Annotated in this window: 11 protein-coding genes, 1 tRNA gene and 2 rRNA genes (1 of these 14 cut by a window edge); 4 read left to right on the top strand and 10 right to left on the bottom strand. The window is 46.3% G+C overall.

All coding sequences use genetic code 11. The features are described 5' to 3' along the window. The 3 genes from ACUJFL_RS00895 to rrf form a co-directional block, all read left to right on the top strand. Positions 1-28: transfer RNA gene (locus ACUJFL_RS00895), tRNA-Ala, on the top strand (it extends 48 nt beyond the left edge of the window). A gap of 189 nt (positions 29-217) precedes the next feature. Beyond that, positions 218-3,102: ribosomal RNA gene (locus ACUJFL_RS00890) — 23S ribosomal RNA — on the top strand. Between the two features lie 153 nt (positions 3,103-3,255). Continuing rightward, positions 3,256-3,370: ribosomal RNA gene (rrf, locus tag ACUJFL_RS00885) — 5S ribosomal RNA — on the top strand. Between the two features lie 748 nt (positions 3,371-4,118). Here the strand turns inward: rrf and ACUJFL_RS00880 are convergent. From ACUJFL_RS00880 to lptM, 10 genes are all read right to left on the bottom strand, one after another. Beyond that, the gene (locus ACUJFL_RS00880) at positions 4,119-4,298 is read right to left on the bottom strand and encodes a hypothetical protein (protein WP_445428220.1); all 180 of its coding nucleotides are present in this window, start codon (positions 4,296-4,298) and stop codon (positions 4,119-4,121) included. Continuing rightward, positions 4,273-4,911: a hypothetical protein gene (locus ACUJFL_RS00875; RefSeq protein WP_445428219.1), complete on the bottom strand. Its 639-nt coding sequence runs from the start codon at positions 4,909-4,911 to the stop codon at positions 4,273-4,275. Before ACUJFL_RS00875 ends, ACUJFL_RS00880 begins: the two co-directional genes overlap by 26 nt. Before the next feature lie 54 nt (positions 4,912-4,965). Continuing rightward, a complete protein-coding gene (locus ACUJFL_RS00870; RefSeq protein WP_445428218.1) occupies positions 4,966-7,047 on the bottom strand; it encodes a GNAT family N-acetyltransferase in 2,082 nt (693 codons plus the stop codon). A gap of 3 nt (positions 7,048-7,050) precedes the next feature. Next, positions 7,051-9,219, bottom strand: coding sequence for a DNA helicase II (gene uvrD / locus ACUJFL_RS00865; RefSeq protein WP_445428217.1), 2,169 nt, complete (start codon positions 9,217-9,219; stop codon positions 7,051-7,053). A gap of 91 nt (positions 9,220-9,310) precedes the next feature. After that, positions 9,311-10,009: an HAD-IA family hydrolase gene (locus ACUJFL_RS00860; protein ID WP_306178655.1), complete on the bottom strand. Its 699-nt coding sequence runs from the start codon at positions 10,007-10,009 to the stop codon at positions 9,311-9,313. Then, positions 10,009-10,938 (bottom strand): tyrosine recombinase XerC, encoded by a 930-nt coding sequence (gene xerC / locus ACUJFL_RS00855; RefSeq protein ID WP_445428216.1) that lies wholly within the window; start codon positions 10,936-10,938, stop codon positions 10,009-10,011. The genes ACUJFL_RS00860 and xerC overlap by 1 nt, the downstream gene beginning before the upstream one ends. Next, entirely contained in the window at positions 10,925-11,584 is a 660-nt protein-coding gene (locus ACUJFL_RS00850) for a DUF484 family protein (RefSeq protein WP_306178653.1), read from the bottom strand. Before ACUJFL_RS00850 ends, xerC begins: the two co-directional genes overlap by 14 nt. Next, the gene (gene dapF, locus ACUJFL_RS00845; protein WP_226751435.1) at positions 11,581-12,411 is read right to left on the bottom strand and encodes a diaminopimelate epimerase; all 831 of its coding nucleotides are present in this window, start codon (positions 12,409-12,411) and stop codon (positions 11,581-11,583) included. The genes ACUJFL_RS00850 and dapF overlap by 4 nt, the downstream gene beginning before the upstream one ends. A gap of 15 nt (positions 12,412-12,426) precedes the next feature. Beyond that, positions 12,427-13,683, bottom strand: a complete 1,257-nt coding sequence (gene lysA, locus ACUJFL_RS00840) for a diaminopimelate decarboxylase (RefSeq protein WP_226751434.1) — start codon at positions 13,681-13,683, stop codon at positions 12,427-12,429. A 5-nt stretch (positions 13,684-13,688) separates the two neighbouring features. Further along, positions 13,689-13,862, bottom strand: coding sequence for an LPS translocon maturation chaperone LptM (gene lptM / locus ACUJFL_RS00835; protein ID WP_226751433.1), 174 nt, complete (start codon positions 13,860-13,862; stop codon positions 13,689-13,691). A 72-nt stretch (positions 13,863-13,934) separates the two neighbouring features. On the opposite strand from lptM, the gene cyaY reads away from it, so the two are divergent. Continuing rightward, the gene (cyaY, locus tag ACUJFL_RS00830; protein WP_226751432.1) at positions 13,935-14,255 is read left to right on the top strand and encodes an iron donor protein CyaY; all 321 of its coding nucleotides are present in this window, start codon (positions 13,935-13,937) and stop codon (positions 14,253-14,255) included. The last annotated feature ends 1 nt before the right edge of the window (position 14,256 follow it).

The raw sequence follows: 14,256 nt of genomic DNA, 5'->3' as shown, positions 1-14,256 counted from the left end.
AGCGGTTCGATCCCGCTTAACTCCACCACTTCTGGTTTTAAACCGGCTCTAGGAATTCAAATATAAGTGCTTAGTCTATAAGTGTTTATATTTGAGTTTAATCTCAAAACTGCTCTTTAACAATTTGGCAAGCTGATGTAAAAAGTAAAAAACTAAGGTTACATTTAATTGTATACCTTATTCACACTGTACACTTCAAGACATTTTGGGGTTGTATGGTTAAGTGACTAAGCGTACACGGTGGATGCCTTGGCAGTCAGAGGCGATGAAGGACGTACTAACCTGCGAAAAGCTACGGGGAGCCGGTAAGAGGCATTATATCCGTAGATATCCGAATGGGGAAACCCAGTGAGTTTACTCACTATCGCTACATGAATACATAGTGTAGCGAGGCAAACCGGGAGAACTGAAACATCTAAGTACCCCGAGGAAAAGAAATCAACCGAGATTCCGTTAGTAGCGGCGAGCGAACGCGGAGTAGCCCTTAAGCTATATTGGTGTTAGTGGAATACTCTGGAAAGGGTAGCGATACAGGGTGATAGCCCCGTACACGACAATGCTTTTATAGTGAAAACGAGTAGGACGGGACACGTGGTATCCTGTTTGAACATGGGGGGACCATCCTCCAAGGCTAAATACTCCTGACTGACCGATAGTGAACCAGTACCGTGAGGGAAAGGCGAAAAGAACCCCTGTAAGGGGAGTGAAATAGAACCTGAAACCGTGTACGTACAAGCAGTGGGAGCACCTTCGTGGTGTGACTGCGTACCTTTTGTATAATGGGTCAGCGACTTACATTCTGTAGCGAGGTTAACCGAATAGGGGAGCCGTAGGGAAACCGAGTCTTAACTGGGCGAATAGTTGCAGGGTGTAGACCCGAAACCGGGCGATCTATCCATGAGCAGGTTGAAGGTTGGGTAACACTAACTGGAGGACCGAACCCACTAATGTTGAAAAATTAGGGGATGACTTGTGGATCGGAGTGAAAGGCTAATCAAGCTCGGAGATATCTGGTTCTCCTCGAAAGCTATTTAGGTAGCGCCTCGAGCGAATACCATTGGGGGTAGAGCACTGTTTGGGCTAGGGGGTCATCCCGACTTACCAACCCCATGCAAACTCCGAATACCAATGAGTACTACTCGGGAGACACACGGCGGGTGCTAACGTCCGTCGTGAAAAGGGAAACAACCCAGACCGCCAGCTAAGGTCCCAAAGTAATGATTAAGTGGAAAACGATGTGGGAAGGCATAGACAGCTAGGAGGTTGGCTTAGAAGCAGCCACCCTTTAAAGAAAGCGTAATAGCTCACTAGTCGAGTCGGCCTGCGCGGAAGATGTAACGGGGCTAAAATCATTCACCGAAGCTGCGGACTTGCATTATGTGCAAGTGGTAGAGGAGCGTTCTGTAAGCCTGCGAAGGTGTCTTGAGAAGGATGCTGGAGGTATCAGAAGTGCGAATGCTGACATGAGTAACGATAAGGGGAGTGAAAAACTTCCCCGCCGAAAGACCAAGGGTTCCTATCCCATGCTAATCAGGGTAGGGTGAGTCGGCTCCTAAGGCGAGGCTGAAAGGCGTAGTCGATGGGAAACAGGTTAATATTCCTGTACCGGCCAATACTGCGATGGGGGGACGGAGAAAGCTAGGCAAGCGCGGCGTTGGTAGTCCGCGTGAAAGTGTGTAGGTTGAGAGACTAGGAAAATCCGGTTTCTTAAGACTGAGACACGAGACGAGTCACTAAGGTGATGAAGTTGCTAACGCTATGCTTCCAGGAAAAGCCTCTAAGCTTCAGGTATTGGTGACCGTACCCTAAACCGACACAGGTGGTCAGGTAGAGCATACCAAGGCGCTTGAGAGAACTCGGCTGAAGGAACTAGGCAAAATAGTACCGTAACTTCGGGAGAAGGTACGCTCTTTGATGTGAAGCCCTTGCGGTGTAAGCATTGGAGAGTCGCAGTGACCAGCTGGCTGCAACTGTTTATTAAAAACACAGCACTCTGCAAACACGTAAGTGGACGTATAGGGTGTGACACCTGCCCGGTGCCGGAAGGTTAATTGATGGGGTTAGCGCAAGCGAAGCTCTTGATCGAAGCCCCGGTAAACGGCGGCCGTAACTATAACGGTCCTAAGGTAGCGAAATTCCTTGTCGGGTAAGTTCCGACCTGCACGAATGGTGTAATGATGGCCAGGCTGTCTCCAGCCGAGACTCAGTGAAATTGAAATTGCGGTGAAGATGCCGTATACCCGCGGCTAGACGGAAAGACCCCGTGAACCTTTACTATAGCTTGGCACTGAACATTGACCCTACATGTGTAGGATAGGTGGGAGGCTTTGAAGTTGGAACGCTAGTTCTGATGGAGCCGTCCTTGAAATACCACCCTTGTATGTTTGATGTTCTAACGTAGGTCCCTGAATCGGGATTGCGGACAGTGTCTGGTGGGTAGTTTGACTGGGGCGGTCTCCTCCTAAAGAGTAACGGAGGAGCACGAAGGTTGGCTAAGTACGGTCGGACATCGTACGGTTAGTGTAATGGTAGAAGCCAGCTTAACTGCGAGACAGACACGTCGAGCAGGTACGAAAGTAGGTCATAGTGATCCGGTGGTTCTGTATGGAAGGGCCATCGCTCAACGGATAAAAGGTACTCCGGGGATAACAGGCTGATACCGCCCAAGAGTTCATATCGACGGCGGTGTTTGGCACCTCGATGTCGGCTCATCACATCCTGGGGCTGAAGTCGGTCCCAAGGGTATGGCTGTTCGCCATTTAAAGTGGTACGCGAGCTGGGTTTAGAACGTCGTGAGACAGTTCGGTCCCTATCTGCCGTGGGCGTTGGATGATTGAGTGGAGTTGCTCCTAGTACGAGAGGACCGGAGTGAACGAACCGCTGGTGTTCGGGTTGTCATGCCAATGGCATTGCCCGGTAGCTACGTTCGGAACGGATAACCGCTGAAAGCATCTAAGCGGGAAGCCGGCCACAAGATGAGTCATCCCTTAGACTTCGAGTCTACTAAAGGGTCGTTGAAGACCACAACGTTGATAGGTGAGGTGTGGAAGCGTGGTGACACGTTAAGCTAACTCATACTAATTGCCCGAGAGGCTTAACCATACAACGCCCAAGATGTTTTAAGAAAAGAATACAGTGTGAATTTACTTATCAGATTGCCGAATATTGGAATACGTTTTTATCAAATCCTTCCATGGATTTGACCCTAACGGGCAGCACTAAAGTGCGTTAAAACGTGTTCCCTACAAGTTTTTGCCTGGTGGCAATAGCGCTGTGGAACCACCTGACTCCATTCCGAACTCAGAAGTGAAACGCAGCTGCGACGATGGTAGTGTGGCATTCGCCATGCGAGAGTAGTACACCGCCAGGCACCTCATTCAATAGAAAAGCCCTACTCGCAAGAGTGGGGCTTTTTTATTGGTTGAAATATCTTGAGGCGGTGCACTGCTGGAGCAGGGCGACACCATGCGAGGTAGTACAGTGAAGCCGGGAGACGACAAGCCAACAGTTTGGCTTGGCGCCGGCTGAACGCCCTGAGCTCTGCGAGGGGCATGATACCATTCCATTTTAAAGTCTGTTCAGCACTGCCCAGTCTCTAAGTTCACTCTAATCACGCGTGCAGTATCATTGATAAAACGCTTCAAACCATTGCCACTGCCTCACCAATAGCCTCATAGTGATTTTCTTTATTTGTTAGAGTAGGGTTTTCAATGCTTGATGGCCCAGTGCATTGTCAGCGGTTTAATAAATCGAATTGCTGATCACTGAGGATCTTTCGATAATGTAAGCCTGCTAAACCTTGTAGACCAACTGTGTTGTAATAAGCGAAGCATCCTTTCCGTTATTTCAATGGTTCCTTTCAACTCATAACGTCTTGATTGAATGATATTGCTATAGCAGATTTGAGCGTTGTTTTACTTGATTAAATACAGATGAGAGCTTTTAGAATATCCTGATTTGTTAACATGCCTGTAATATCATCAGAATCACAGCTTTTGGCTACACAGTTATCTCATTAATAAAAATGGCTCTGTAAAGCTGAGCTGTTATTAATAAAATATAAACGTGTCATTATTTATATAATAAATGCGTAAAACAGTAAGTATATTTCAGATTAATTAAGGGCGTTGCAAGTTACCGTTACTATCAACTTGCCATTCTGTCTTGCCAAGGCTATTGATGAAATCTGCGACATCTTCTACTGGGCGAGCAGCGATATATTGCTTTTGTGCGTCAAGAAAAATCAGCCAATCGCCTTCAAACTTATTTAAATCAGCTTCGTTTATTTGAATGTGCATGCCCATGTATAACGGTGGCACGTTTTTTCCAGCCTTGGGTAATTCGATAGATATAGCGACTGGTATAGTCTAAATGTAAAAAGTTGGCTTGTTCTATAGCGGTAAGTGTTTGTCTATCTGTAATGTTGACAATAGCTATGGTACTACTGCGTTGGGCATAACTTTGCAGTAAAGCGGTGCTCTCTTGTTGTTGACTATTTACAGGGTTGGTCAGCAAGGGTTTTGTAATAGGTTCTGCAATTTCTAATGCAAAACGTTGTAGGGCATATTGATCAAGATAATCTTGATATACCATGGTTTTATTACAATCAACTAATGGCATGGGTTCGCGAGGTTTTAAACTTTGCCAAGCTTTAGCGTGGTTAATTGAAAATAGAAAATCTTGATAAGGAATATTTAAAGTGGCTTCAATGATGCTGGTTAATTCTCGTTTCTCAGGCAAACCCAATATTTGATAGTCTTTGATTTGTTGGCATTGAGCATACTGATCAGCAATAACGTTATAACTGGTTTGGGTATGGATAGCTGTTTGTAATAAGTTTCGCTCAGACAACGTAAGATGATCAAGAGTGGGTGCTGTACTACTGAGCAATAATGAAAATAAGCTAAACATAACGTCTCCGAAAATAAGGTCTTACTTTAGCATTAATAATGTAATGACAATAGTTTAGGCTGAATCTATGTGCTGTATTATTGCTTGTTGCATCAGTTTAATAGCGCAAGCTTTGCCTGAGAGTGAAAACCGTTGGCAAACCACTGCCCAGCTTTGTTTTTGCCAAAGTTTAGCAATGAATACTTGCTGCTGCAGCTTTGATAATACGACCGCGTATTGATTAAACCATTGTAGTAACTCACTAATCACGAGTTCAAAGGGGCGTTGATCTGCACTAAATAATTGCAGATTGGTAAGAGTAAGGAGCGTCATGGCGTGTTGAGTTGGCTGAATAAGTTGCAAAAGCAAATCACTCGCTATATTGCTTGGGTAGTCTGGTAATTCTTGATAAAGGCGCGAAGCAAATTCTAGTTTTAGCTGCTGAACCTTTGATACATTTTCTGCCGATAATGCTTTTAGCATAACCAGTGAAGGCTCCGCACTCGCTTTATCAAGCTGCATGCCGAGTCGAATAGCCGCAAAGCCCGCTTTTTGCCAAAAACGCACTAAATCAGCGGAAGCAGCAAAGCTACTGCCAACATAATGATAGCCTTGTTGCTGCAATGGCTTTTCTAATCGAGTTAGCAACTGACTTCCTAATTGCTGTCGTTGCAAATGAGGTGGCACCGCAATACGCATAATGCGCGCCAATTTAACGGTGGCTAATGCCGGGCTGGCCAAATGAAAAGCCAGATTTTGTGCTAATAAATGTCCTTGGATCCGGCGCTCTCCTTGATAGATTGCTTGGCTTAGCGCGTCATCGATCTCTCCCTCTTGGCTGATCAGGGCACAGGCCAGTAATTGTTTATCTTGTTCAAGGGTATAAACACTCAATGCTGGGTTATCTAGCAGTGCTGCCAGATCTTTTACCTGCGTTTGATAATGCGCAAAGCTCAACAAACCAAAGACTTGTTGTAGTTTCTTCGGTTCCGCTAGCCAGTCGCTGGCGTGATAATGTTTGAGTTCAAGGCTTTCAGCAGTGAGCGTCACGGCAGTCTCATCTGTCTGCTTTAAAAGAAAGCTTGATCTAATAATTTGTTCTAGCGGATCTTGTGCTTGATAACGGATAGGTTGAGTTAAACGTAATAATCGCCAATTCGGGCAGCGTTTCGTCAAATAAGGTTGAAAACGTAATTGAAAACCGCGGCCGGTGCCTTCGTAACCATGCTCGGTACTAGCAAAGACGATACGACTATAATGGTTTAGTAATTGTTGTAGTAAGGGCGTGGGTATTGCTGCTGCTTCGTCGATCAATAATAATTCGGCTTCGGGTTGTGAAGCTAATAACTCATCTACAGCAACAAAGCGCAGTGCCGATGAAGCAGAAGCCTCATGTTCGGTAAGTTGCGCAAAATGTGCTAAGGCGACTGCCGCTTGTGCCTTTGCCGGTGCGGTGATCAGTATGTGCTTTTTCCCTGATAGGGCTAAGTGTGCCGCGGCAATACCTAATGCTGCTGATTTACCACAGCCGCGATCGGCAAGTAATAATAATGGCCTGCGCCGATGGCCTGATACGACGTTTAAAATAGCGCTAACTGCGGTAGCTTGTTCAGACGTTTTATAAGGCATGGTAACGTCTAATGTTATAGAGGTTGCCTCTGCCTTAGGCCAAGTTAAGTCATTAAAAAGTGTTGTGGCGTTGCCGCGCAAAACATTAGCTTGTTGTAATTGCCCAAGCCAAAACGCAATGAAGTAACCAGGGTAATCAGTGGGGGTTGGGTAAGAGCGTAAACGATGATGTGCTGGGTTAGCGAGTTGCTGCCATTGTAATGACTCAGGTGCTAATAATAACCAGAGTCCGCCTGCGGTGAGCGCACCCGCACTGGCCGCAATTTTGTCGGCATCAAAACCACTAAAGGCATTAATAATTAAGCAGTCACACTCAATTCCCAATAGTTGATGCGCTTTGTATTGTCCGATGTTCTGGCATTGCGCTGGTGTATTTGCGCCTAGCCACCAACTATGCGCAGGTTGTAGTGCCATTAACAAATGTTGTGCTTGAGCCAGTAACGACTTTTCATCACCTTGCAAAATAACCGGTAGGCGAATGCGGCAAGCTGCCGCCTTAGCTAACGCTTGTTGCAGTGCAGCAAGCATTTGTTAAACCGCCTCGAGTCGTGCATAAGCAGTCATTAACCATTTGCTACCTAACTGGTCAAAGTTCACTTGAATACGTGACTGTGGGCCGCTACCTTCATAATTTAACACCGTGCCTTCGCCAAACTTTTCGTGTAACACGCGTTGACCCAGTTTAAAGCCAGTATTTTCAAAAGCGCTATGGCTGGCGGCATGACTGTATCGGTTGAGCTGTGCTGGGCGACTGACTTGCGTTGTTAAACGGATCTCTTCAACACAATCATCCGGGATTTCGCGTAAAAAACGTGAGGGTTTTGGGTATTGCTCTTGACCGTATAAACGACGGCTTTGCGCATGGCATAAATACAGTTTTTGCATTGCTCGCGTCATGCCGACATAACAGAGACGACGTTCCTCTTCTAACCGTGTTGGATCATCACCACTTTGCTGGCTTGGAAACATACCTTCTTCTAAACCACACATAAATACTAACGGAAACTCTAAGCCTTTAGCGGAATGTAAGGTCATCAATTGTACGGCATCAGAATGTTCTTCTGCTTGGTATTCACCTGCTTCGAGCGCGGCTTGTGATAAGAAGGCTGCTAACGGGGTCATTTCTTCTTGCAGCACACTGTCGAAGTTCTGGCAGGCGGTAACCAATTCATTTAAGTTTTCTATCCGAGTTTGAGCTTTTTCCCCTTTCTCGGCTTGATACATTGCATATAAGCCCGACTGCTTAATCACTTGCTCGGCTTGTTCGTGTAACGGTAGCTCGTTAAGATCGGTATCTAATTGCGTGATCAACTGCATAAACTGCTCAATCGCATTCGCTGCTCGGCCACTGAGTTGTTTTTCTGCGAGCATTTGCTCAAGGGCTTGCCATAAGGTTTGTTGGCTAGCACGAGCCTGCTGGCGTACCTTGTTCATGGTGGTTTCACCGATGCCCCGCGCCGGAGTGTTAATTACCCGTTCCATCGCCGCATCATCTTGCCGATTATTCAATAAGCGCAGATAGGCTAAAGCGTCTTTGATTTCTTGTCGTTCATAGAAGCGTAAGCCACCGTATATCCGATAGTGTAATCCTTCTTGGATTAAGGCTTCTTCTAATACCCGCGATTGCGCGTTATTACGATATAAGATAGCGCTTTCGGTAAGTGGATTACCTTTGTTATGCCAATCGCGAATGCGACTGACAATAAAGCGCGCTTCGTCGAGTTCATTAAAAGCGTTGTAAGAAGAAATGGTTTCGCCTTCACTGCCGTCGGTCCATAGATCTTTACCGAGTCGACCACTGTTATTACTGATCACTGCGTTGGCCGCTTTAAGAATAGTGGCAGTAGAACGATAGTTTTGTTCAAGGCGGATCGTATCGGCACCAGCAAAGTCTTTTAAAAATTGCTGAATATTTTCAACTTTTGCGCCGCGCCAACCATAGATAGATTGGTCATCGTCACCTACGATCATCACCTTGGCACTGCTGCCGGCCAGTAGGCGTAACCAGTTATATTGAATAGCATTGGTGTCTTGAAACTCATCAACCAGAATATGCCGAAAACGTTGTTGGTAGTGGTTTCTGACGGCATCATGTGTTTTCAATAATTCAAAACTGCGTAGTAAAATTTCGGCAAAGTCGACTAAGCCAGCACGGTCACACATATCTTGGTAAGCCGCATAAATTTTAACCATTTGTTGTAAGCTAAAATCAGCAACGGCATCAATCATGCCTGGGCGTTGCCCTTCGTCTTTGCGGGCATTGATAAACCATTGAATTTGTTTGGCAGGCCAATGCTTTTCATCCAGATTCAGTGCTTTTAATACACGTTTGACTAAGCGATGCTGATCATCAGAGTCAATGATTTGAAAGCTTTGTGGCAAGTTAGCTTCTTGATAATGCGCGCGCAACATACGATGAGATAAACCGTGGAAGGTCCCCATCCATAAGTTATTTAAGCTAACGCCAATGGTGCTCTCAATCCGACCACGCATTTCTTGCGAGGCTTTATTGGTAAAGGTAACAGCGAGCAAGCTGTAAGGGGCCACTCTCTCTACCTGCATTAACCAGGCTAAACGATGCACCAGCACCCGGGTTTTACCACTACCGGCGCCAGCAAGTACCAGCATATGTTGTGGCGGTGCCGCCACGGCATCGCGTTGTTTATCGTTTAGCCCGTCCAGCAGGTAAGAAACATCCATTCGTCGCTCTCGATTCGCTATTTTTAGCCATTATAACAGCCTTGGTCTAAGCGCCAAGTCATACGCGTGGTATTAGTGTATAAATAACCAGTTATATTAGGTCGCGCAGTTGCTGTAATTGGTTAAAGTGCAAGTGAGGTAAAATTGACACCGGCGTTTGGTAATGGTCAAGCCACGCCGCCTGGCAACCCGCATTTAGGGCACCCATCACATCAGCGCGATGGCTATCACCAATATGCAATATAGCACTGGGTTGCACAGCTAAACGTTGAGCTGCAACTAAAAAGAGATCGGCATAAGGCTTCATGCGGCCATCAGGGCCGGCTTGCAAGCTAAATTCAAATAAGTCGCCAAGCCCCATTTTTTTGATACAGGCATTACCGTTAGTGATGGCAATCAGTTGATAACGGCTGGCTAGACTTACCAGCAGTTCTGTTACTTCAGGTAACACGCTAATGGTCGTACGTGCATCCCAAAACGCTTGATATGCTAACTCGGCAATTTCGCCTGCTTCGCAAGATGTTAAGCCTAATGTCACTAAACCTGCCTCAACACCCAGTAAGCGCCAGCGGCCAATATCGTGGCGAATGTCGGGGTTGTTTTTCGCTAATAAACGGCGTTGCTGCCACCAAAAATCACTGTGGGTATTTTTTGTCAGAGGGGCATGCATATGCAGGCTTTGCAACATAGCGGCTTCAGCGGCGGCGATCACTGGTTTGTTGTCGTACAGGGTATCGTCCAAATCGAAAGACAATACCGAAATAGGTTGTAAGGCTTTAAATAATTGCATTATTTCTTCCTGGCCCTTGGATGGGCGCTATCATAAACCTTGGCCAGATGCTGAAAATCGAGGTGAGTATACACCTGGGTGGTGCTGAGATTGGCATGGCCCAATAGCTCTTGTACGCCGCGAAGGTCACCACTGGATTGCAATAAATGGCTGGCAAATGAATGGCGTAGCATATGCGGGTGTAAATGTTGGCCTAAGCCTTGCTGTTTAGCCCAATGCAGCACGCGCTCGCGCACTTGCCTTGGAGAAATACGTTGATGCTCAATACTTAAAAAAAGTGCATTGCGGTCTTGTTCGGCAGTGCTGTCGGAGAGAAGCGACGGGCGCATGTTTAACCAAGCCTGCAACGCACGAAGTGCTAACGAACCAACCGGAATTTGGCGTTGCTTATTACCCTTACCGGTAACACGAATTAAGGCTTCACCCTGATTTAAGTCGTTCAGATTAATCGCCACTAATTCGGCTAAACGTAAACCGGAAGAGTAAAACAACTCCAGCATGGCTTTATCGCGGCACGCCAAAATATCTTCAGAGCTATCAAAACTGAGCAATTGACTGAGTTGTTCAATTTCGAGTTGTTTCGGTAAGGTTTTGCTAGCTTTGGGTAATTTTAAAGATAGCGCCGGATTCTCGCGGGTTAAATGGGCTTGTTGTGCCCAGCGATAAAAGCTACGTAAAGACGACGCGCTAAGTGCCAAGCTACGGGCACTGAGCCCTGCTTTGCGAAATTGCAGCAATTGCTGTTGGATATGCGCTTGGCTTAATTTAAACCAACTTTCATGTGCAGGCTGAAAGGCATACGCGAGTTTGCTAAGTTGCTGCTGATAGGTTTGTAACGTCTGTTTGCTGTAACCGCGTTCCAGCCTTAAATAGCTTAAAAACTGCTGCACCGGCTCAGACCAGTGCAGCGGTAGCTCAGCTTTTGACATAAGGCGGTAACACCAAGGCTAACAAGGTAACCAAGTGGCTTAAAAACAACACATCCATACCCGGTTGAAAGTGCTCATCTTGCTCACTACCAAACGCCAAAATAGCCAATGGCTCATTGGCATGGTCAATGCGAAGTAGGGCTACCGAATGCACTTTCGCAGGAAAAATGCCTTGTTGCTCTTCTTTATTTAAACGGCCTAAATAAACCGACTGTTGCTGCAAGCGGCGGCTTAATAACAGTTCATAGGGGGCTAAATCTTGTTGGCCATTTTCTAAACCTAACAAACGACAATGCTTTACTAAGGGCATGGTATCAGCAAATTGCTGTAACGCTGCGGTCAGTTGTTTAAAGCTCGTTGCTTGGTGAATAGCGATATGCAAGGCATTAAGAGCGATGAAGATATGTTCGTTTTGCCGTGCTACCGACATTAAACGTGTTATATCTTCTTCAAGGAGATGAATTTTTTCACGTTGTAATTCAAGTTGTCGCTCGACTAATGACACTGTTCCGCGTTGTTGATGCGGTAAACGCAATTGCGGCAGTAAATCAGGATAGTGCTGAAAAAAATCAGGGTGCTGTTGTAAGTAATCGAGCACCACAGAAGCGGCGAGCAGCTCTTTTTTCTGGATCAGGCTGTCTGTCATAAGGATAATTGTCCATCAAATACATGTTCTGCGGGGCCGGTCATTTTTACCGGTGTACCCGGTCCGTTCCAACGAATTTGTAGGCTGCCACCAGGTAAGTCAACGCGAACCTGTTGCCCCAGTTTCTTTTGAAGTTGGCCTACTACTACCGCAGCACAAGCGCCTGTGCCACAGGCTAAGGTTTCACCAGCGCCGCGCTCCCACACTCGCAACTTAATATGGTGTTGGTTTAGCACTTCCATAAAGCCAATATTGGCTTTTTCTGGAAAACGCTCATGCGTTTCCAGTTGTGGGCCCAGCGTGTGTACATCGGCTGTGGCAACATCAGGCACATCAAGCACCGCATGCGGGTTGCCCATTGAAGCGACACCGCAAAATACGGTTTGTTGCTCTGTCAGCATAATGTAGGTCGCTTCTTGTTTTTGGGCTTTAAACGGCACTTTGGCCGGTTCAAGTTGTGGGATCCCCATATTCACCGTGACTTGACCGTCTTGTTCCACATACAAGGTGATTTTGCCTGATTTGGTACTGACGTTGATCTTAGTTTTATTGGTTAAACCACGATAGCGCACAAATTTAGCAAAGCAGCGGGCGCCATTGCCGCATTGTTCGACTTCTGATCCATCAGCATTAAAAATCCGATAATGAAAATCCAGATCCGGATCGTAAGGCGGCTCAACCATGAGTAGCTGATCAAAGCCGATGCCAAAGTTACGGTCGGCTAATTTTTTGATCTGCTCTTTGGTTAAAAAGACATTCTGACTGACTGCGTCAATCATAATAAAGTCGTTGCCTAAACCGTGCATCTTGGTGAAATTAAGTAACATATGAGCCCTAAATGCTTAGTCTGCGAGCAATTGTTCGCCACGCCATAAATCTTGCCATTGTTCACGGGCACGGATCAGGTGGCTGCGTGCGCCATCCACCATGATTTCAGCAGCTCGCGGGCGGCTATTATAATTCGAGCTCATGGTAAAACCGTAAGCCCCCGCAGAGCGCACGGCTAATAAATCGCCTTCACGAATGGCAAGCAGCCTGTCTTTACCTAAAAAGTCGCCTGTTTCACAGACCGGGCCCACCACATCATAAGTTTGTGGTGTCAGGTTTTGCTGTATGACTACCGGTACAATGTTCATCCAAGCACTATACAAAGCGGGGCGAATTAAGTCGTTCATCGCCGCATCAACGATGGCAAAGTGCTTTTCTTGTCCTGGTTTTAAGAACTCAACCTTCGTCAGTAACACCCCTGCGTTTGCAGTGATGGCCCGGCCAGGTTCCATAATCAGCTCTAACTCAGGATAGTCTTTTAAGCGCTCGACCACTTTTTTAATATAGTCTGAAGGTTGCGGCGGTTGTTCTTGGTCATAAGTTACTCCTAAGCCACCACCAATATCGATATGCTTTAATGCGATACCATCGGCACGAAGTTGAGTGATCAGCGCCAGCAGTTTTTCTAAGGCATCTAAGAATGGCTGTGTTTCAGTGAGTTGAGAGCCGATATGACAATCTACGCCAACCAACTCGATATGGCTTAGTTGCTTGGCATCACGATAAATCTCTGCGGCTAATAAAATATCGATACCAAATTTGTTCGCTTTTAAACCGGTCGAAATATAAGGGTGCGTTTTCGCATCGATATCGGGGTTAACGCGCAGCGATACCGGGGCTTTTTTATTCAGCGACTTTGCCACCTCTTGTAAGCGGTGTAATTCACTCACTGATTCAACATTAAAGCATTTAATACCGAGTTGTAACGCAAAGTGCATTTCTTCAGCGGTTTTACCCACGCCAGAAAAGACCACTTTGGCTGGATCACCACCGGCAGCAATGACTCGACGTAACTCACCGGCAGAAACTAAATCAAAACCACTACCGAGTCGAGCCAGTATATTTAACACGGCTAAGTTGCTGTTGGCTTTTACAGCATAACAAACGAGACTGTGCGGATGCTGCGCGGCGGCATCGGCAAAGGCATGATAATGCCGTTCAATGGTGGCTTTAGAATAGACATAGGTTGGTGTGCCATAATTGGCCGCAATTTCTGACAGAGCAACTTGCTCTGCAAATAAGGTATCACCCTGATAATTAAAGTAATCCAATCTCGTCACCCTTGTTCTTCAGATTGTGTTGATATCTTTTGCGATGCGGGCTCTGCCACTTCTGGCTCGGCCTGTGGTAAGGTAAGTGGGCCTTTCTGGCCGCAAGCCGTAAGCAGAGCAGCGCATAATAGTCCGCTAAATAGCAGGCGTAACGGGCGTGAAATTCGCTGAGCGTACATGGTTTTTATTTCATTAATTAATTGACGCTCTATAATCGCATCCTTAGCAGTAAAAGCAAACAGGTGAAGCAGATGAATGACCTAGAATATGATGAATTAGCTGACCAAATGTTGTTAGCGGTAGAAGATGGCATCGAGCAACAGGACCTTGATCTGGATTATGAGTCGAATGGTGGTTTGTTGAGTATTGAGTTTCCCGACAAAAGTAAAATCATCATTAACAAACAACCGCCACTACACCAGCTATGGGTAGCCACTAAGTTTAACGGCCATCACTTTGAATGGCGCGATGGCCAATGGATTGATAATCGTACCGGTATTGAATTCTGGCAGTTAGTTAACGAGGCCGCTTCTAAACAAGCGGGTGCAACAGTTGTGTTGGGGCCGCAATAAC

It is taken from the genome of Alishewanella sp. HL-SH05 (assembly GCF_052655985.1).
This window is presented reverse-complemented; position numbering and strand designations above follow the sequence as displayed.